20 protein-coding genes and 1 pseudogene are annotated in these 18776 nt (G+C 72.3%); 18 read left to right on the plus strand and 3 right to left on the minus strand.

All coding sequences use genetic code 11. The features are described from left to right. The first annotated feature begins 32 nt into the window (after positions 1–32). The 10 genes and pseudogenes from VFC33_19855 to truA all read left to right on the plus strand — a co-directional run bounded on the left by VFC33_19855 (position 33) and on the right by truA (position 5626). Entirely contained in the window at positions 33–698 is a 666-nt protein-coding gene (locus VFC33_19855) for an adenylate kinase (protein ID HZR15499.1), read from the plus strand. 4 nt (positions 699–702) lie between these two features. Then, positions 703–1449, plus strand: a complete 747-nt coding sequence (gene map, locus VFC33_19860; protein ID HZR15500.1) for a type I methionyl aminopeptidase — start codon at positions 703–705, stop codon at positions 1447–1449. 209 nt (positions 1450–1658) lie between these two features. Beyond that, the gene (gene infA / locus VFC33_19865; GenBank protein ID HZR15501.1) at positions 1659–1883 is read left to right on the plus strand and encodes a translation initiation factor IF-1; all 225 of its coding nucleotides are present in this window, start codon (positions 1659–1661) and stop codon (positions 1881–1883) included. A 22-nt stretch (positions 1884–1905) separates the two neighbouring features. After that, the gene (gene rpmJ, locus VFC33_19870) at positions 1906–2019 is read left to right on the plus strand and encodes a 50S ribosomal protein L36 (GenBank protein HZR15502.1); all 114 of its coding nucleotides are present in this window, start codon (positions 1906–1908) and stop codon (positions 2017–2019) included. A 15-nt stretch (positions 2020–2034) separates the two neighbouring features. Then, on the plus strand, positions 2035–2412 hold the full coding sequence (gene rpsM / locus VFC33_19875; protein ID HZR15503.1) for a 30S ribosomal protein S13: 378 nt from the start codon (positions 2035–2037) through the stop codon (positions 2410–2412). Between the two features lie 57 nt (positions 2413–2469). Beyond that, on the plus strand, positions 2470–2868 hold the full coding sequence (gene rpsK / locus VFC33_19880; GenBank protein HZR15504.1) for a 30S ribosomal protein S11: 399 nt from the start codon (positions 2470–2472) through the stop codon (positions 2866–2868). Then, positions 2868–3485, plus strand: a complete 618-nt coding sequence (gene rpsD, locus VFC33_19885; protein ID HZR15505.1) for a 30S ribosomal protein S4 — start codon at positions 2868–2870, stop codon at positions 3483–3485. The genes rpsK and rpsD overlap by 1 nt, the downstream gene beginning before the upstream one ends. A gap of 76 nt (positions 3486–3561) precedes the next feature. Then, the gene (locus VFC33_19890; GenBank protein HZR15506.1) at positions 3562–4500 is read left to right on the plus strand and encodes a DNA-directed RNA polymerase subunit alpha; all 939 of its coding nucleotides are present in this window, start codon (positions 3562–3564) and stop codon (positions 4498–4500) included. A gap of 2 nt (positions 4501–4502) precedes the next feature. After that, positions 4503–4850: pseudogene (gene rplQ / locus VFC33_19895) on the plus strand (50S ribosomal protein L17). An 11-nt stretch (positions 4851–4861) separates the two neighbouring features. Further along, entirely contained in the window at positions 4862–5626 is a 765-nt protein-coding gene (gene truA / locus VFC33_19900) for a tRNA pseudouridine(38-40) synthase TruA (GenBank protein HZR15507.1), read from the plus strand. A gap of 15 nt (positions 5627–5641) precedes the next feature. On the opposite strand, the gene VFC33_19905 is transcribed toward truA, so the two are convergent. Further along, the gene (locus VFC33_19905; GenBank protein ID HZR15508.1) at positions 5642–6190 is read right to left on the minus strand and encodes a hypothetical protein; all 549 of its coding nucleotides are present in this window, start codon (positions 6188–6190) and stop codon (positions 5642–5644) included. A 154-nt stretch (positions 6191–6344) separates the two neighbouring features. Here VFC33_19905 and VFC33_19910 point away from each other — a divergent pair, with 154 nt between their 5' ends. Beyond that, the gene (locus VFC33_19910; GenBank protein ID HZR15509.1) at positions 6345–7751 is read left to right on the plus strand and encodes a PQQ-binding-like beta-propeller repeat protein; all 1407 of its coding nucleotides are present in this window, start codon (positions 6345–6347) and stop codon (positions 7749–7751) included. Between the two features lie 9 nt (positions 7752–7760). Here the strand turns inward: VFC33_19910 and ilvA are convergent, their stop codons facing one another. Both ilvA and VFC33_19920 read right to left on the minus strand, forming a co-directional pair. Continuing rightward, positions 7761–8984 carry a threonine ammonia-lyase gene (ilvA, locus tag VFC33_19915; GenBank protein ID HZR15510.1) on the minus strand — a complete coding sequence of 408 codons (1224 nt, stop codon included), beginning with the start codon at positions 8982–8984 and terminating at the stop codon, positions 7761–7763. After that, a complete protein-coding gene (locus VFC33_19920) occupies positions 8981–10480 on the minus strand; it encodes an alkaline phosphatase family protein (GenBank protein ID HZR15511.1) in 1500 nt (499 codons plus the stop codon). The genes ilvA and VFC33_19920 overlap by 4 nt, the downstream gene beginning before the upstream one ends. A 122-nt stretch (positions 10481–10602) precedes the next feature. On the opposite strand from VFC33_19920, the gene rplM reads away from it, so the two are divergent. The 7 genes from rplM to VFC33_19955 all read left to right on the plus strand — a co-directional run bounded on the left by rplM (position 10603) and on the right by VFC33_19955 (position 18726). After that, positions 10603–11052 carry a 50S ribosomal protein L13 gene (gene rplM, locus VFC33_19925; GenBank protein ID HZR15512.1) on the plus strand — a complete coding sequence of 150 codons (450 nt, stop codon included), beginning with the start codon at positions 10603–10605 and terminating at the stop codon, positions 11050–11052. Positions 11053–11073: 21 nt separating this feature from the next. Continuing rightward, complete coding sequence (gene rpsI, locus VFC33_19930; protein ID HZR15513.1) at positions 11074–11466, plus strand: 30S ribosomal protein S9; 393 nt, start codon at positions 11074–11076, stop codon at positions 11464–11466. Positions 11467–11488: 22 nt separating this feature from the next. After that, positions 11489–12862, plus strand: coding sequence for a phosphoglucosamine mutase (glmM, locus tag VFC33_19935; protein HZR15514.1), 1374 nt, complete (start codon positions 11489–11491; stop codon positions 12860–12862). Between the two features lie 71 nt (positions 12863–12933). Further along, positions 12934–16407, plus strand: coding sequence for an SIS domain-containing protein (locus VFC33_19940; protein ID HZR15515.1), 3474 nt, complete (start codon positions 12934–12936; stop codon positions 16405–16407). Continuing rightward, positions 16389–16823, plus strand: a complete 435-nt coding sequence (locus VFC33_19945; protein HZR15516.1) for a holo-ACP synthase — start codon at positions 16389–16391, stop codon at positions 16821–16823. Before VFC33_19940 ends, VFC33_19945 begins: the two co-directional genes overlap by 19 nt. Continuing rightward, positions 16820–18265 (plus strand): NAD(P)H-hydrate dehydratase, encoded by a 1446-nt coding sequence (locus VFC33_19950; protein HZR15517.1) that lies wholly within the window; start codon positions 16820–16822, stop codon positions 18263–18265. The genes VFC33_19945 and VFC33_19950 overlap by 4 nt, the downstream gene beginning before the upstream one ends. Next, positions 18265–18726: a CBS domain-containing protein gene (locus tag VFC33_19955; GenBank protein HZR15518.1), complete on the plus strand. Its 462-nt coding sequence runs from the start codon at positions 18265–18267 to the stop codon at positions 18724–18726. Before VFC33_19950 ends, VFC33_19955 begins: the two co-directional genes overlap by 1 nt. Positions 18727–18776 lie beyond the last annotated feature (50 nt).

Below are 18776 nucleotides of genomic sequence, written 5' to 3' on the forward strand. Positions count from 1 at the left end.
GCACCGCGACCGGGGCAGAGGGCGACCGCACGATGAGCCAGGGCCCGCGGCTGGTCATGCTCGGCAAGCAGGGTGCCGGCAAGGGGACGCAGGCCGCGCGCGTCGCGGAGCACTACCGCATCGTGCACCTGTCGACCGGCGACCTGTTCCGTGCCGCGGCACACGCGGGCACGCCGTTCGGGATCCGCGCGAAGGAGTACATGGATCGGGGCGACCTCGTGCCCGACGAGACCGTGGTCGGGCTGATCGAGGAGCGGTTCACGGCCGACGGCAGCCCGCTCCCGGGTGGGTTCGTGCTCGACGGGTTCCCGCGCAACCGGTACCAGGCCGAGGAGCTCGACCGGGTGCTCGACGGGCTGCCCCTCGACCTGGCCGTCGACCTCGACGTCCCGCGCGACATCGTGCTCGAGCGCCTCGCCGGACGCCGCGTCTGCAGCCGGTGCGGCGCGGTGTACCACCTCGACATGCCGCCGTCGCGACCCTGGGTCTGCGACGTGTGCGGCGGCGAGGTCGTCCAGCGCGACGACGACACCGAGGAGGCGATCCTCCGCCGGCTCGAGCTGTACGAGACGGAGACCGTCCCCGTCCTCGACTACTACCGCGACCAGACCAAGCTGGCGGTCGTCGACGGCGTCGGGACCGGTGACGAGGTGTTCGAGCGGGTCGTGAAGATCGTCGACGAGCGACGTCCGGGGTGAAGCGGTGATCACGCGCAAGAGCCGGGAGCAGATCGCGCTAATGCGGCGGGCCGGGAGGGTCGTCGCGGAGATGCACGAGGAATGCGCGCGCGCGTCGAAGCCCGGCGTCACGACCGCCGAGGTCGACCAGGTCGCGCGCGACGTGCTCGACCGGCGTGGCGCACGCTCGAACTTCCTCGGCTACCACGGCTTCCCCGCGGTGATCTGCACGTCGCCGAACGACGTGATCGTCCACGGGATCCCCGACGGCTACACGCTGCGCGAGGGCGACATCCTGTCGATCGACTGCGGGGCGATCATCGAGGGTTGGCACGCGGACGCCGCGCTCACGATCCCGATCGGCGACGTCGACGACGAGTCGCACCGGCTCATCGACGTGACGCGCCACTCGCTCGACGCCGCCATCGAGCAGGTCCTCGCGGGCAACCGCCTCTCGGACATCGGTGCGGCCGTGGAGGGTGTCGCGGAGGCGGCCGGGTTCACGGTCGTGCGGGAGTACGTCGGGCACGGGATCGGCACCGCGATGCACGAGGAGCCCCACGTCCCGAACTACGGCCCACCCGGCCGGGGGCTCAAGCTCAAGGAGGGCCTCGTGCTCGCCATCGAGCCGATGGTCAACGCGGGTGGCGCCGCGACCAGGACGCTCGACGACGGCTGGGCGGTCGTGACGGCCGACGGCCGCCGCTCCGCCCACTTCGAGCACACCGTCGCGGTGACCGACCACGGCCCGGAAGTCCTGACCCTGCCATGACACTTGCGCCGCCCCGGAGTCGGAGCGGGGCGGGCTGGACCGGTGGCAAGCGGCGCCCTGCCAACAGTGGCTCACGCTGCACGACGCGTCTCAGCAACCCGCGTCACCCTCCAGATTTCTGTCCCGGGTGACCTGCGTGTATCCTGTTCGGTCGGCCCCGTGGTCCCTGGCGCGTATTTCGCGCGCCCTGTTGTTGCAGGTGGTGCACCCTGGCGAAGCCCAAGGACGACACGATCCTCGTCGAGGGGACGGTCGTCGAGCCGCTGCCGAACGCGATGTTCCGAGTCGAGCTGGAGAACGGCCACAAGGTGCTCGCGCACATCTCCGGGAAGATGCGGATGAACTACATCCGGATCCTGCCCGGCGACAGGGTGCAAGTGGAGCTCACGCCCTACGACCTCGGCCGTGGTCGCATCACCTACCGCTACAAGTAGCGGCCGAAGCAGTCGGAGCGTCATGAAGGTCCGCCCGTCCGTCAAGAAGATGTGCGAGAAGTGCAAGGTCATCCGCCGTCACGGCTCGGTGCGGGTGATCTGCGTCAACCCGCGCCACAAGCAGCGCCAGGGTTAGGGGGTTCGTCACGCCATGGCCCGCATCGCAGGAGTCGACGTCCCCCGCGAGAAGCGCCTCGAGATCTCGCTCACCTACATCTATGGCATCGGCCGTACGACCGCGCGTCTCGTGTGCGACGCGAACAACATCTCGGCCGACACGCGCGTACGCGACCTCACGGACGAGGAGGTCGCGCGGCTGCGGTCGTGGATCGATCAGAACCTGAAGGTCGAGGGTGACCTGCGCCGCGAGGTGCAGGGGCACATCAAGCGCAAGATGGAGATCGGCAGCTACTCGGGCCTGCGCCACCGCCGCGGCCTCCCCGTGCGCGGACAGCGGACGCGGACGAACGCGCGCACGCGCAAGGGCCCGAAGAAGACCGTCGCCGGCAAGAAGCGCGCCCGCAAGTAGCCGGTGCGGCGGCCCGTCCCGCCGCGCCACCGCTCACCCGTACGAGAAGGGGATTCCGTGGCTCGCCCACCCGCAGGAGGACGCCGCCCGAAGCGGCGTGAACGCAAGAACATCGCCTACGGCATCGCGCACATCAAGTCGTCGTTCAACAACACGATCGTCACGATCGCCGACCAGCAGGGCAACACGATCGCGTGGGCGTCGTCGGGCAACGTCGGGTTCAAGGGCTCGCGCAAGTCCACGCCGTTCGCCGCGCAGCTGGCCGCGGAGACCGCGGCGCGACGCGCGATGGAGCACGGTGTGCGCAAGGTCGACGTCATGGTGAAGGGTCCCGGGTCGGGGCGCGAGACCGCGATCCGGTCGATCCAGAACACGGGGATCGAGGTCGTCGGCATCAAGGACGTCACCCCGATCCCGCACAACGGCTGCCGTCCCCCGAAGCGCCGGAGGGTCTGATGGCGCGTTACACGGGACCGGTCTGCCGGCTGTGCCGGCGCGAGCGGATGAAGCTGTTCCTCAAGGGCGCGAAGTGCGACACGATGCGCTGCCCGATCGAGCGCCGGCCGTACCCGCCGGGCATGCACGGCCGCGGTCGCATCCGCGAGAGCGAGTACCTGCTCCAGCTGCGCGAGAAGCAGAAGGCGCGCCGCATCTACGGCCTGCTCGAGAAGCAGTTCCAGAACCTCTACAACGAGGCGGCCCGCCAGAAGGGCATCACCGGCGAGAACCTGCTGCGGATGCTCGAGCTGCGCATCGACAACGTCGTGTACCGCGCGAACTTCGCCGCGAGCCGCAACCAGGCCCGCCAGCTCGTCCGCCACGGGCACGTCAACGTGAACGGCAAGCGCGTCACGATCCCGTCGTACCGGTTGCGCAAGGGCGACGTCGTGGAGCTGCGTGACAAGGCGCGCTCGATGATCGTCGTGCGCCACAACCTCGACACGCTCGACCGCGCGGTGCCCCAGTGGCTCGACACCGGCGAGATGCGCGTGACGGTGCGCGACCTCCCGTTGCGGGAGCAGATCGACGTGCCGGTGCGCGAGCAGCTCATCGTCGAGCTCTACTCGAAGTAGCCGGCCGCCTCCCGCGGTGACGAGCGCCGCGTCCACACGACCTCACGACCTCTGACATTCGAGAAGCGAGCGCACGATGCTGATCATCCAACGACCCGAGATCGAGTCCCGAGAGCCGGACGGCAACACGCAACAGTTCGTGATCGCGCCGCTGGAGCCGGGCTTCGGTCACACGCTCGGCAACAGCCTGCGGCGGACGTTGCTGTCGTCGATCCCCGGCGCGGCCGTCACGCAGGTCCGCTTCGATGACGCGCTGCACGAGTTCGCGGTCATCAAGGGCGTGAAGGAGGACGTCACCGACGTCATCCTCAACCTGAAGGACCTCGTGCTGCGGTGCTCGTCCGAGGAGCCCGTGACGCTGCGGCTCGACGTGCGCGGCCCGGCCGACGTCACCGCGGGGGACATCCAGACCACGAACGAGGTCGAGATCCTCAATCCCGATCTCCACATCGCGGCCGTGAACGCCCAGGGCGCGCTGCGTCTCGACCTGACGGTCGAGCAGGGTCGCGGCTACGCGTCCGCCGAGAAGACGAAGCGACCGGGCGCGCCGATCGGCGTCATCCCCGTCGACGCCATCTTCTCGCCCGTGCGGCGCGTCGCGTTCGGGGTGGAGCCGACCCGTGTCGAGCAGGCGACGAACTACGACAAGCTCACGCTGACGATCGAGACCGACGGGTCGATCACGCCGCGCGACGCGCTCGCCTCCGCGGGCGACACGCTCGGGCGGCTGGTCGGGCTGATCGCGGAGCTGTCGGCCGAGCCCCGTGGACTCGAGCTCGGCGAGGTGTCGCCGGCGACCGCGACGTCGCCCGACCTCGAGCTGCCGATCGAGGAGCTCGACCTGTCCGAGCGTCCGCGCAACTGCCTCAAGCGGGCGCGGGTCGACACGATCGGCCAGCTCGTCCAGAAGACCGAGGACGACCTGCTCGCGATCACGAACTTCGGCTCGAAGTCGCTCGAAGAGGTGTTGCAGAAGCTCGACGAGCGGGGCCTGTCGCTGCGGGTGAAGGAGTAGGGATGCCGACCCCGAAGAAGGGGCCGCGCTTCGGCGGCAGCCCGAGCCACCACCGACTGCTGCTCGCCAACCTCGCCGCGCACCTGTTCGCGTCGGAGGCGATCGTCACGACCGTCCCGAAGGCAAAGGCGTTGCGCCCGTATGCGGAGCGGCTGATCACCAAGGCGAAGAAAGGTGGCGTGCACCAGCAGCGCCAGGTCGTCGCGCGCCTGCACGACAAGGACGTCACCCAGAAGCTCTTCGCCGAGATCGCGCCGCGCTACGCGGACCGCAACGGCGGGTACCTGCGCATCCTCAAGCTCGGGCCGCGCCCCGGCGACAACGCGCCGATGGCCCGCATCGAGCTCGTGTAGCACCCTCGGTGACGCTCTTCGACTCCCACGACGGGCCGGCCAAGTGCCGGCTCGTCGTCGCGTACGACGGTACGGGGTTCCGTGGGTTCGCGGAGCAGCCCAATGTGCGGACGGTCGGCGGCACGTTGCGCAAGGCGCTGGAGAAGGTCGTGCGCCATCCGGTGGAGCTCCAGTGCGCGGGGCGCACCGACGCCGGCGTCCACGCGTGGGGCCAGGTCGTCACGTTCGACGCCGGCGCGGGCCTCGACCCGTGGCGCGTCCAGTCCGCGCTCAACGGGATGCTGGCACCGGAGCTCGTCGTGCGCGACGCGGACCTCGTCGACGCGTCGTTCGATCCGCGACACTCGGCGCGTTGGCGCGAGTACCGCTACACGATCGTGAACCGGCCGTTCGCCGACCCGTTCCGCGCCCGCTATGCGTGGTGCGTGGCCGAGCCGCTCGACCTGAAGCTGCTGAGGCTGGGCGCGGACCCGTTCCTGGGCGAGCACGACTTCGCCGCGTTCTGCCGGAAGGGTCCCGAGGGGTCGTCGACCGTGAGACGCGTGCTCGCGTCGCGCTGGAACGACGATGGTGATGGCGTGCTGGTGTACGAGGTGCGCGCCAGCGCGTTCTGCTGGCAGATGGTGCGTTCGATCGTCGGCACCCTCGTCGACGTCGGACGCGGACGGCTCCGCCCCGGTGACGTGCTGTCGATCATGCGAGGACGCGATCGTGGGGCGGCCGGTCAGATCGCGCCGCCCCACGGACTGTGTCTCTGGGAGGTCGGGTACTGAGCACCCGTCCGTCGATCAGTTCGACGAGCCTGCCGACGTGGTCGTGTCGTTGCTCGGGTCGTGCGGCGTGACCGTCACGACGATGCCGTTCGTGCTGTTGCCCGTGGTGCCGCCGACGTTCACGTCGTACTTCGTCCCGACCGCGCTCAGCGTGCTGACCGAGCTGTCGCCCGACCCCGCGTTGAACGAGCCCTGGATCGTGTAGCCCGCGGACTCGAGCGCGGAGCGGTACGAGCTCAGGGCGTCCGACACCGACCCGCTCGGCTCGATCGTCACGGTCCACGCGCCCTTGCCGTTGTCGGTCGTCGAGATCGCGCCGGTGACCTTGCCCTTCGGCAGCGGGACGTCGCTCGTCGGGAAGTCCTTCGGCAACGCGGTGCTCGCGCCGAACGACGCGGAGTTCCCGTTGCCGTCGTTCACGGTCACGCCGTTGTCGTTGACCTTCACCTTGCCGTTCGTCGCCTTGTCCACGAGCTTCTCGGCCGTGCTCTTGCCCCCGCCACACGCGGCGAGGCCGAGCGCCAACGCCACTCCGACGGCTGCGAACGCGGTGGTCCGCCGCATGGGTGCCTCCCTGTCCGGCACTGCCGCCCGACCGTCGGGCGGCGGTTCGTGCAAGTAACGGCCGCGGTCGTCCCCACCTTGAGACGCGATCGCGCGCGTTCACGCAGCGTGGTGACGGCATCGAACGGTCGTCACGGGGGTACCGTTCGCCCGGATGCGGAGACTCGGGGTCGTCATCGTCGCGGCCGTCGCGCTCGTCGGTGCCGCGGCGTGCTCGTCAGGATCGAAGAGCGCGTCGACGAGCACGTCCGAGACGCGTGACACGACGACGACGAGCTCGGGTGCGGGCGTCCCGACGACGGCGCCGTCGTCCGGATCGGCTCCACTCTGGCCGACGTACCACCGCACCAACGACCGCAACGGCCTCGTACCCGGCTTCCCCGCGCCGACACGTCTCCCGCGCGCGTGGAACGTGAAGCTCGACGGCGCGGTCTACGCGCAGCCGGTCGTCGTCGGCGACCAGGTCATCGTGGCGACCGAGAACGACACCGTGTACGCGCTCGACGTGTCGAGCGGCGCGCAGCGTTGGATGCGTCATCTGGCGTCGCCGATCAGACAGTCGGATCTCCCGTGCGGCGACATCGACCCGCTCGGCATCACGGGGACGCCCGCATACGACGACGCGACACGTTCCATGTTCGTCGTGACCGAGACCGCGGGCGGACGCCACGACCTCTACGCGCTCGACCCGACGAACGGCGCGACGCGCTTCACGCGCAACCTCGACGTGACGAACCGCGACCCGCGTGCGGAGCAGCAGCGTGCCGCGTTGCTCGTCGCCAACGGTCGCGTCTACGTCGCGTTCGGCGGGTTGTTCGGCGACTGCGGCAACTACGTCGGCTACGTGACCGCGCTCGCGACGGACGGCTCGGGCACGATCACGCACTACGAGGTCCCCACGTCACGTGAGGGCGGGATCTGGGCGGCGTCCGGCCCGGCTGCGGCCGCGGACGGGACCATCTACGTCGCGGTCGGGAACGGGGCGAGCACAGGCGGGTCGTACGACGGCAGCGACTCGGTGCTGCGGCTGGCGCCCGACCTGTCGCGGCGTCTCGACTTCTTCGCCCCGAGCAACTGGGGCTCGGAGAACGCGCAGGACGCCGACCTCGGGTCCACCGGACCGTTGCTCGTACCCGGGAACCGCGTGCTGATCGGCGGGAAGGGCTCGCAGGTCTACCTGTTGGACGCGTCCCGGCTCGGCGGGATCGGCGGCCAGCTGTCGACCGTCAACGGGTGCCGCAGCTTCGGCGGCATGGCGTTCGACGCGGGTGCGGCCTTCGTGCCGTGCAGCGACGGGGTGCTGCGCGTCGACGTGCAGCCCGGCCGGATCACGCGCTCATGGCAGGCGCGCGGCATCTCCGGGTCGCCCGTCGTCGGTGGTGGCGAGGTCTGGACGCTCGACACGTCGAGCGGCGTGTTGCACGCGCTCGACGAGGCGACGGGCCACGAGCGTGCGAGCGCGAGCGTCGGCGACGTCACGCGGTTCGCGTCGCCGGTGCTGGCGGGCGGGCGCGTCGTCGTCGGCACGACGGGCGGCGTCGTCGCCCTGACGGTGCAGTAGCGGCGCGGCTCACCTCGGTTCGACGCGGTAGCCCGCCTTTCGCAGCGACGCGAGGATCTCGTCGCGGTGCTGCGGGTCGCGCGTCTCGAGCGTCAGGTCGACCTCGACCTGCTGGACGGGCAACACCGGTCCGCTGCGGTGGTGCTCGACGTCGACGACGTTGAGGCCCAGTTGCGCGATCACCGAGAGCAGGCGTTGCAGCTCGCCGGGCCGGTCGCTCAGCGCGACGCGCACGACGAGGTACCGGCCGGCGGCCGACAGACCGTGCTCGATGAGGCGGACGAGCAGTGCGGCGTCGACGTTGCCGCCGGACAGCACCGCGCACACGGGCGACGACGGGTTCCCGCCGATCCGGCCGGACAGCACCGCCGCGAGCGCCGACGCGCCGGCGGGCTCGACGACGGTCTTGCGCCGTTCGAGGAGCAGCAGCATCGTGCGCGCGATCTCCTCGTCGGTCACGGTGACGACGTCGTCCACGAGTGCGTCGACGTGCGCGAGCGTCACGTCGCCCACCTCGTGCACCGCGATCCCGTCGGCGATCGTGTTGACCGCCGCGAGCTCGACGGGCCGGCCGGCCTGCAGCGCCGCCTGCATGGCGGTCGCACCCGCCGCTTCGACGCCGACGACGCGCGTTCCCGGCCGGAGCGCCTTCCACGCGACGGCGATCCCGCTCACGAGCCCGCCCCCACCGACCGGTACGACGACCGTCTCGGCGTCGGGCGCCTGCTGCGCGAGCTCGACGCCGATGGTCCCCTGACCCGCGATCACGGCGCGGTCGTCGAAGGGAGACACGAGCGTCGCGCCGCTCTCGCGAGACGCGTCGAGCGCCGCGCGCATCGCTGCCGCGAGACCGCCCGCGACGAGCTCGACGCGCGCGCCGTACGCGCGCGTCGCATCGAGCTTGGGGAGCGGCGCGGTGTCCGGCATGAAGATGGTCGCCTCGACACCGAGCGACGTCGCGGCGAGCGCGACGCCCTGCGCGTGGTTCCCCGCGCTCGCGGCGACGACGCCGGCGGCGCGCTCGGCGCGCGGGATCGCGGCGATGCGGCAGTACGCACCACGGACCTTGAACGAGCCCGTCCGCTGCACCTCCTCGTGCTTGAGCGCGACGGGTCGCCCGGCCATCTCGCAGAGGAACGCCGGACGGTCGACCGGCGTCGCGCGGATCACGCCGTCGAGCAGGCGCGCGCACGCGCGGACGTCGTCGAGCGTGACGAGCTCGTCGCCCTTCACGCGGCGCCGTCGCCGAGGTAGAGGAAGCCGTAGCCCTCGTCGCGGAACGGGATCTGCGCGTCGCGCAGCGCGACGTCCCAGTCTCCCCGCACCGCGGGATCGGTCTCCTCCATCCCGTGGTCGGCGACGAGGAGGAACGCGGTGTCGTCGGAGATGCCGGCCCGGTCGATGGCGTCGAGCACCGCGCCCAGCCGCGCGTCCGAGTCGCGCACGCCGGCGGCCGCGATCTCCGAGTACGGGCCGCCCTCGTGCATGGCGGCGTCGGTCAGCGTGAAGTTCAGCCACAGGAACCGCGGACGCGGGTACGTCACGCCGCGGTACTCGCCGCCCAGGATGCCGACGGCCTGGTCGATGCCCATGTGGTCGACGACCGACGACCACGAGTAGTCCTTCGAGGGGCGCACGAACCGCTCGGTCGTGTGGGGCAGGCCGTCGGGTGACGCAGGGATCGGCGGCACCTCGCCGCGACGGAAGAAGTCGAACGTCGAGTAGTCGGCGCCGAGATCGCACGGCTCGTTGACCGATGCCGTGAACGCGTCCGGCCAGCGGCGATGGATCGCGTGGTGCAGCGAGTCGACGCCGTCGACGACGTGACGCATCGCCCACGGCCATGTCGCCGACGAGTTCGTGATCACCTGCTCGCCGCGCGCGCGGTCGAACCACGCGTTGTGCAGGATCCCGTGATGACCGGGCAGCCGCCCAGTGATCACCGACGTGTGGTTCGCGAGCGTCACCGTCGGCAGACCCGCGAACGCACCGTGCTCGAGCGCGCATCCGGACTCCACGAGGCGCGCGACGTTCGGCGCGTGACCACCGCGGACCATGTCGTAGAGCACGTTCGCGTTCGTCCCGTCGAACAGGAACCCGACGACGAGGACCGGCCGACCGGCGTCGGGATCGAGGAGCTCGCCGAGCGCCCGGCCGTCCTGGCCGTTCAGGTACGTGCCGTCGGCGCGCGCCTCACACCCGAGAAGCGCCGCGACGGTGGGCGCGACGTCGACGAGACGCGCCGCGCGCGCGACGAACCCGTTGCGGCGCACACCCCGCCCCGCGAGCACGAACGGCGCGCGCGCCTGCACGACGCCGAGCGACCCGTGCTCCCCCAGGTGCCCACCTTGCTCGGCCCAGTTGTGCGCCGCCGCGTGGACGACGCACAGGTCGGGCGCGGCGGGATGGTCGAACAGCTGCGCGACGTGGTCGTAGGCGAAGGGGTACGCGTTGGCGCTGCGGTGCGGGTGACGGCAGGCCTGCTCGTGGGCGAGGCCGACGAACCGGTCGGTGTGCCGGTCGGCGAGCGGGTCGCGGCCCTCGACACCCGTCACCGCGTAGTCGTCGACGCCCGGCCCGACCCGCCGGAACCGGACCCGGCCGTCGGCCGCGGCGACCTCGTACTCGTCGGCGTTCGTCGCGACCCGGCGTGCCACCATGTCGACGATCGGCTCGAGCGAGGGGTCCAGGAGGACGTCGAGCGCGCGCTGCGTGAGATCCTCGGCCATCGCGGGCACGATATCCGGGAAAATTGCGGGTCAACGAGGGTCGCGCTACCATCACCGGTCGCGTTCGACGCCCCAAACGGTGTCACGCGCCCCCGCCCGTCCGATCTCGAGGTGTGTTCGCGGTGCCCACGTACTCGCCGAAGCCGAGCGACATCGAGCGTGCCTGGCACGTCGTCGACGCGGACGGTGCGGTCCTCGGGCGGCTCGCGACCGAGGTCGCGACGTTGCTGCGAGGCAAGCACAAGGCGATCTGGGCGCCGCACGTCGACACCGGGGACCACGTGATCGTCGTGAACGCGGCCAAGCTCGCGATCACGCCCCGCAAGGCGGACCAGAAGCTCTACTACCGCCACTCGGGCTACCCGGGCGGTCTGCGAAAGACGAATCTCGCGCACGTGCTCGAGCGCGACCCCGAGAAGGTCGTGCGCCTCGCGGTGCGGGGGATGCTGCCGAAGAACCGGCTCGGCCGCTCGATGCTGCGCAAGCTCCGCGTCTACGCGGGGCCGACGCATCCCCACGCCGCCCAGCAGCCGCAGCCGCGCACGCTCGCGTCGGCGCGCGCCGCGCAGTAGCCCGGACCACGAGAGGACGCCGTGCCCAAGCCCCTGATCCAGACCACCGGTCGGCGCAAGGAGGCGGTCGCCCGCGTGCGGCTGCGTCCGGGCACCGGGAAGATCGTGATCAACGGGCACGAGTTCGAGCGTTACTTCCCGATCCTCACGCACCGCGTGATCGCGACCGAGCCGATGCGCATCAGCCAGACGTCCGACGTCTACGACGTCGACGCGACGGTCGACGGCGGTGGCATCAGCGGGCAGGCCGGCGCGCTGCGGCTCGGCATCGCGCGTGCGCTGGTCGCGCTCGACGGCGACATCCGGCCCCAGCTCAAGAAGGCGGGGCTCCTGACGCGTGACGCGCGCGAGAAGGAGCGGCGCAAGTACGGGCTCAAGAAGGCCCGCAAGGCGCCGCAGTACTCCAAGCGCTGACCGCCGTCCCGCTGCTCGTCCCGTGACGCTGCGCTTCGGCACCGACGGCGTGCGCGGCGTCGCGAACCGCGATCTCACGCCCGAGCTCGTGACCGCGCTCGGACGGGTCGCGGCACGGGTGCTCGACGCGCGCACCTGGCTCGTCGGGCGCGACACCCGCCGTTCCGGGACGCTCCTCGAAGCCGCGCTCGTCGCCGGACTGTGCGCGGAGGGCGTCGACGTCGTGAGCGTCGGCGTGCTGCCGACGCCGGGTGTCGCGTACCTCTCCCAGGTGGACGCGCTCCCGGCCGCGATGATCTCGGCGAGCCACAACCCGTTCCCGGACAACGGCATCAAGCTGTTCGCGCCGGGCGGCCGGAAGATCCCCGACGACACCGAGCGTCGCGTCGAGCACCTCCTCGCCGCGCTCATCGGCGACCCCAACGGCGCGACCCCGGACCGGCACGCGCCCGACGGCGAGGACGTCGGCGCGTGGCGGACCGAGCCGTCCGCGTCGCAGCGCTACGTCGACCACCTCGCAGCCACGCTCGAAGGACGGACGCTCGAGGGGCTGCACGTCGTCGTCGACTGCGGCAACGGAGCGGCGTCGGTCGTCGCGCCCGCCGCGTTCCGAGCGCTCGGCGCGCGCGTGACCGTCCTCAACGACACGCCGGACGGGACGAACATCAACGCGGCGTGTGGCTCGACCGACCCGTCCGCGTTGCAGCGCGCGGTCGTCGCCGAGCACGCCGACGCGGGGCTCGCGTTCGACGGCGATGCCGACCGGGTGATCGCGATCGACGAGCGCGGCGAGATCGTCGACGGCGACCAGGTGCTCGCGATCCTCGCCCTCGACCTCGCGCAGCACGGGCGACTCCGCCACGACGCGCTCGCCGCCACGGTGATGTCGAACCTCGGCCTTCGGCGTGCACTGCACGAGCACGGCATCGAGCTCGTCGAGACCGCGGTGGGCGACCGCAACGTGCTCGTCGCCATGGACGAGCGCGACCTCGCGCTCGGCGGTGAGCAGTCGGGGCACGTGATCCTCGCCGACCACGCCACGACGGGCGACGGCACGCTCACGGGCATCGTGCTCCTCGACGTCGTGCGCCGGTCGGGCCGCCCGCTCTCGGACCTCGCCGGCGTCATGACGCGCCTGCCGCAGGTGCTGCGGAACGTCCGGGTGTCGGACAAGACGATCCTCGACGGCGATGGGGCCGCGACCGTTCGTGACGTGATCCGCGCCGTGGAGGACGAGCTCGCCGACGACGGGCGCGTGCTCGTCCGGGTGTCGGGCACGGAGCCGGTCGTGCGCGTGATGGTCGAAGCGACCACCGAGGCGCGTGCCCAGCAGTGCGCGGACCGCCTGGTCGACGCGGTCACGGGCCTGGATCGGGCTCCGCTGCAGGGCATCTAGACTGACCCGACCCGGGGGGCACCCGTCGCGCGCGGCGGGTCGGGCTGGGACCCGTCCCAGGAGCCAGCTTCATGTGCGGAATCATCGGCGTCGTCCGCCGGCCCGGTCGGCGCGTCTCCCCGTCGCTCGACGATCTCGCCGCGCGCCTGCGCGCCGCCCGTGACGACCTCGACCTGGCGGGCAGAGGGCTCGCCGTCGACACGCTGACGCGGGCCGCCGAGCACGTCGAGCACGTCGACGGCGCGCTGCGGGGGACGCCGGGGGTCCGGGCGCTGCTGCGTCAGGGCACCGCGGCCACCGAGGTCGGCGCGCTCGCGGCGGACGCGTCCCGACGGCTCGACTCGATCGAGCGTGCCCTCGACCGCGGTGACGTCTCCGCCGGCGCGTCGGGCTCGCTCGAGCAGCTCAACGCAGCCATCGTGCGGTGCAAGGACGCGCTGTGGGCCGTCGCCCGCGACCGCCTGCGCACGGCGCGCGCGGTGGCGGAGCTCGCGTCCGGCTTCGAGCTCGGCGACGGCGCGGTCGAGGTGCTCACGTCCGTCCAGGTCGCGCTGTCCGCGATCGACCGGCTGGAGGTGCGCGGTCGCGACTCGGCCGGCCTGCACCTGCTCGTCCGCGACCACGCGCTCGACCTCGACGACCCGACGATCGCGCGGCTCGTCCACGAGCGGGAGGCCGACCCGCTGTTCCGGGCCGGTGCCGTGCGCATGCCCGACGGGCTGCTCAGCGTGGTGTACAAGGCCGCCGCGGAGATCGGCGAGCTCGGCGACAACGTCGCGGCGCTCCGCGCCCAGATCGCGTCCGACTCGCTGCTGCATCTCGCGCTCGCGAGCGACGACGCGCGCGCGACGGTGCTCGGCCACACGCGCTGGGCCAGCGTCGGGATCATCTCCGAGGCGAACGCGCACCCGCTGAACAGCGACGTGGTGCGGACGCCAGGCGGCGCGCGTCGCGCGTACGTCACGGCCGCGCTCAACGGGGACGTCGACAACCATGCCGACCTCCGCGTGCTGGAGGGGCTGGACATCGCGTCGGAGATCACGACCGACGCCAAGGTCATCCCGACGCTCGTGTCGCACCGGGTGGACAGCGGCCTGTCGGTGGACGACGCGTTCCGCGCCACGGTCGCGTCGCTCGAGGGGTCGGTCGCGATCGCCGCGAGCAGCGCGGCCGAGCCCGACACGCTGCACCTCGCACTGCGGGGTAGCGGGCAGGCGCTGTACGTGGGCCTCGCCGAGGACTGCTACGTCGTCGCGAGCGAGCCGTACGGACTCGTCGAGGAGACGTCCGTGTACCTCCGCATGGACGGCGAGACCCCGGCCAACCCGGACAACCCGACGGCGAGCCGCGGGCAGATCGTCGTGCTCGACGGCTCGCACGCCGGAACCGTCGAGGGCATCCGCCGCACGGGCTACGACGGCACGCCGTTGCCGGTGTCACACGACGACCTGACCCGGGCCGAGATCACGACACGCGACATCGACCGGGGGGACGCGCCGCACTACCTCCTGAAGGAGATCGGTGAGGCGCCGTCGTCGTTCCGCAAGACGCTCCGCGGCAAGCTGGTCGAGCAGGAGGGTCGCGTGCGCGTCGCGCTCGGCGACGAGACGTTGCCGCCGGACGTGCGCACCCGGCTGCGCGACGGCGAGATCCGACGCGTGCTCGTCATCGGCCAGGGCACGGCCGCCGTGGCCGGCCAGAGCCTGGCGACCGCGCTGCTGGACGCGCTCGGCGACGACCGTTGCCTCGACGTGCGCGCGATGCCGGCGACGGAGCTCTCGGGCTTCGGCCTCGCGGGTGACATGCGGGACACGCTCGTCGTCGCGATCAGCCAGAGCGGCACTACGACCGACACGAACCGGACCGTCGACCTCGTGCGTGCGCGCGGCGCGGCGGTCGTCGCGATCGTCAACCGCCGCAACAGCGACCTGACGGATCGATGCGACGGCGTCCTGTACACGTCGGACGGGCGCGACGTCGAGATGAGCGTCGCGTCGACGAAGGCGTTCTACGCGCAGATCGCGGCGGGCTTCCTCCTCGCGTTCGCGATCGTCGACGAGGTCCGCAGCGGCCGTGACGGCGCCGACGGCGCGCCCGTGGTGCCGGACGACCTGCTGCAAGCGCTGCGCGAGCTCCCCGACGCGATGACTCGCGTGCTCGCGCAGCGCGCCTCGATCGCGGGGGCCGCGCAGCGGCACGCGCCCGGACGGCGGTACTGGGCCGTCGTCGGCAACGGCGCGAACCGCATCGCCGCGCACGAGGTGCGGATCAAGCTCTCGGAGCTCTGTTACAAGTCGATCGCCTGCGACGCGACCGAGGACAAGAAGCACATCGACCTCTCGTCGGAGCCGCTCATCCTCGTGTGCGCGGCCGGTCTGTCGGGCTCCAACGCGGACGACGTCGCGAAGGAGCTCGCGATCTACCGGGCACACAAGGCCGCGCCGATCGCGATCGCGAACGAAGGTGAGTCGCGATTCCACACCGCGCTCGAGACGATCGAGGTGCCGGCCGTCCACCCGACATTCGGGTTCGTCCTGTCCGCGATGGCGGGTCACCTCTTCGGGTACGAGGCCGCGCTCGCGATCGACGCGTCGGCGCTGCCGTTGCGCGAGGCGCGCGCCGCGATCGAGTCGGTCGCGTCCGGGACCGTCGCCGACGACGACGTGCTCACGGACCTCGCGGACGCGATCGAGCCCCTGGCCGTCCGGTTCTTCGACGGGCTGCGCAACGGCACGTACGACGGCGCGATGGAGGCCGCGACCGCGGTGCGCCTCGCCGCGATGTTCCGGTACGCGACCGGGATCGTCCCGCTCGATGCGTACCAGGTCGAGTTCGGGAAGGTCGGGACGCCGAGCACCGTGATCGAGGACCTGACTGCCGCGCTGACGAGCGCGATCGAGGAGCTCACGCGGCCCATCGACGCGATCAAGCACCAGGCGAAGACGGTGACGGTCGGCATCTCGCGCTCCGACGAGACGCTGCTGCGCGTCCGGCTCGTGCAGGAGGTCCTCGCCGCTGGCGTCGCGCGCGACAACCTCAGCTACCGCGCCCTCCGGACGCTCGTGGACCTCGACGCCGCCGTCGCGCAGGTCACCGGCTTCACGCGCTACCGCATCGACGGCGACGCCGAGCACGACGACGCGACGATCCACGTCGTCGACCGGGGCGGGCTCGGCGCGCAGCTGCGCTCGCGCACCGACGCCGACCCGCGTCTGCGGGGCACGAAGCAGCTCGCGGCGGCCGAGCGCGAGGTCACGGTCGCGAAGGGCCGGCGCGACGGCCGGACCGTGATCCTGGTCCCCGAGGTCAAGGGCAACCAGACCGTCGGCATGACGCTCCTGCACGTGCGGTTCCACGACCGTCTCGCGCCCGACGTCGCGCGCGGCGTGCTGATGGGCTACCGCCACCGCTACGCGGCGCTGAAGGGCGCGGTGACCGAGGTCGAGCCGACGTTCGCGGACGCGGTCCTCGGCGAGATGGACGTCGCCGACCTCCTCACGCAGCCCGTCTACGTGCTCGCGGAGCGGTGGCGGACGCCGGCGTGAACCACGCCGCGGACGGCGCCGCAGACACGGGCGCGGCCGGGGTCGTCGTCGGGCTCGGGACGGACGTCGTGGAGGTCGAGCGGTTCCGGCTCGCGATGCAGCGCCGGGGCGCGCGGCTCGAGGAGCGTCTGTTCAGCGAGGCCGAGCGCGAGTACGCGCGAACGCATCGCGACCCCGCGCCGCGCCTCGCGGCACGCTTCGCGGCGAAGGAAGCGGTGATGAAGGCGCTCGGCGCCGGGCTCGGCGACCTGGCGTTCCGCGACGTCGAGGTCGTGCGCGCGTCGAGCGGCGCGCCCGACCTCGCGCTCACCGGCCGCGCCGCCGCGCTCGCCCGCTCGCGCGACGTGCATCGCTGGCACGTCTCGCTCTCGCACACCGGCACGACCGCGATCGCGGTCGCGCTCGCGCTCGCATGAGACCTGTCCTCACGCCGGAGGAGATGGGCGCGGCCGACCGCAGGACCATCGCGTCCGGGACGCCCGAGCCGGTGCTCATGGAGCGCGCGGGGCGCGCGGTGGCGCGCCGCGTCGTGCGCGTCGCGGGCGGTGTCTACGGCCGCCACGTCGTCGTCGTGTGCGGCAAGGGCAACAACGGCGGTGACGGCGTCGTCGTCACCCGCGTGCTCCGAGCGCGTGGCATCCGCGTCGAGCCGTTCTTCCTCGCAGACGGGGTCGACCGGCACGCGTGCGAGCGCGCGCTGCGGCGTGCGCACGTCGTCGTCGACGCGATGTACGGCACGGGATTCCGCGGTGCGCTCGAAGGCGACGCCGCCTGGGTCGCCGATGCGACGGCCGGATGCGACGCCGGCGTCGTGGCCGTCGACATCCCGTCCGGCGTGAACGGACTGACGGGTGCCGTCGACGGCCCGTCCGTGCACGCGCAGCACACCGTGTGCTTCGCGGCGCTGAAGCCGGGACTCCTCTTCCCGCCGGGACGCGAGGCCGCGGGCGACATCGACGTCGTCGACATCGGTGTCGACCCGGGCCGGCCCGCCGCCGGCGTGACGGAGAGCAGCGACGTACGCGCGTGGCTGCCGTCGCGCGCGCCGGACACGCACAAGTGGGCGGTCGGCGGCGTGTACGTCGTCGGCGGGTCGGGCGGGATGACGGGTGCGCCGTCGTTCGTGAGCCACGCCGCGTTGCGTGCCGGCGCGGGGATCGTCTGGTGCGGCCTCCCGGGCGACGACACCGCCGCGCGGGCGTCGGGCACCGAGGTCATCACGCGACCGCTGCCCGCGACCGCGGACGGCGCGCTCGACACGGGCGCGGCGGACACGGTGCTCGCGACCCTCGATCGGTTCCGCGCGCTCGTCGTCGGCCCGGGTCTGGGCACGGCCGACCCGACGCGCGACGCGGTTTGCACGCTCGTCGCGCGCGCCGACGTCCCGCTGCTGCTCGACGCCGACGGACTGAACGCCCTGCGCGGCGACCTCGGGCCGCTGCAGCAGCGCCGCGCGCCGACCGTCCTCACCCCGCACGAGGGCGAGTACGCGCGGCTCGCGGGCGAGCCCGTCGGGCCCGATCGGATCGCGGCGGCACGGTCGCTCGCGGCACGCGCCCGGTGCGTCGTGCTGCTGAAGGGATCCGCGACCGTCGTCGCCGCACCCGACGGACAGGTCGCGGTGAACATGACCGGCGGACCCTGGCTGGCGACGGCGGGGACGGGCGACGTCCTCTCCGGGATCGTCGGCGCGTTCCTCGGGCGCGGCGTTCCCGCGTTCGAGGCGGCCGCCGCGGGCGCGTTCGTCCACGGCCGCGCCGCCGACGTCGCGGGGCATACTGGCCTCCTCGCCGGCGACCTCGTGGACGCGCTGCGCGACGTACCGGAGCTGCGCGAGGGACCGGGACTGGAGGACTGATGCCGACGACCGTCCGCGACGTCATGACGAGCGACGTCGTGACCGCGCGCGCCGACCAGAAGGTCGAGGAGGCCGCCGACGTCCTCGCGCAGCGCCGCATCGGCGCGATGCCGGTCGTCGGCGACGGCGGCGCGCTGGTCGGGCTGCTGCGTGACGAGGACCTGATCGTCTCCGAGGCGCGCCTGCACGTCCCCACCGTCATCAGCTTCCTCGGCGCGGAGATCGTGCTGCCGAGCGCGCTCCACCGCTTCGAGGACGAGCTGCGCCGCGCGGTCGGTGCGACCGTCGGTGACGTGATGCAGAAGGAGTTCCCCACCGTCTCCCCGGACGCGAGCCTCGAGGACCTCGCGACGGTGATGCACGACCGCGACGTCACGCACGTCCCCGTCCTCGAGGGCGACCGGCTCGTCGGGATCGTCGCCCGCGGCGATCTCGTGAAGCACCTCGCGTCGAGCACCTGACCGCGGCCACGAGCGCTCCTGACCAGCCCCGATCGGGGTGATGCGCAGCC

This window comes from Acidimicrobiia bacterium, from assembly GCA_035651955.1.
Taxonomy (GTDB): domain Bacteria; phylum Actinomycetota; class Acidimicrobiia; order IMCC26256; family JAMXLJ01; genus JAMXLJ01.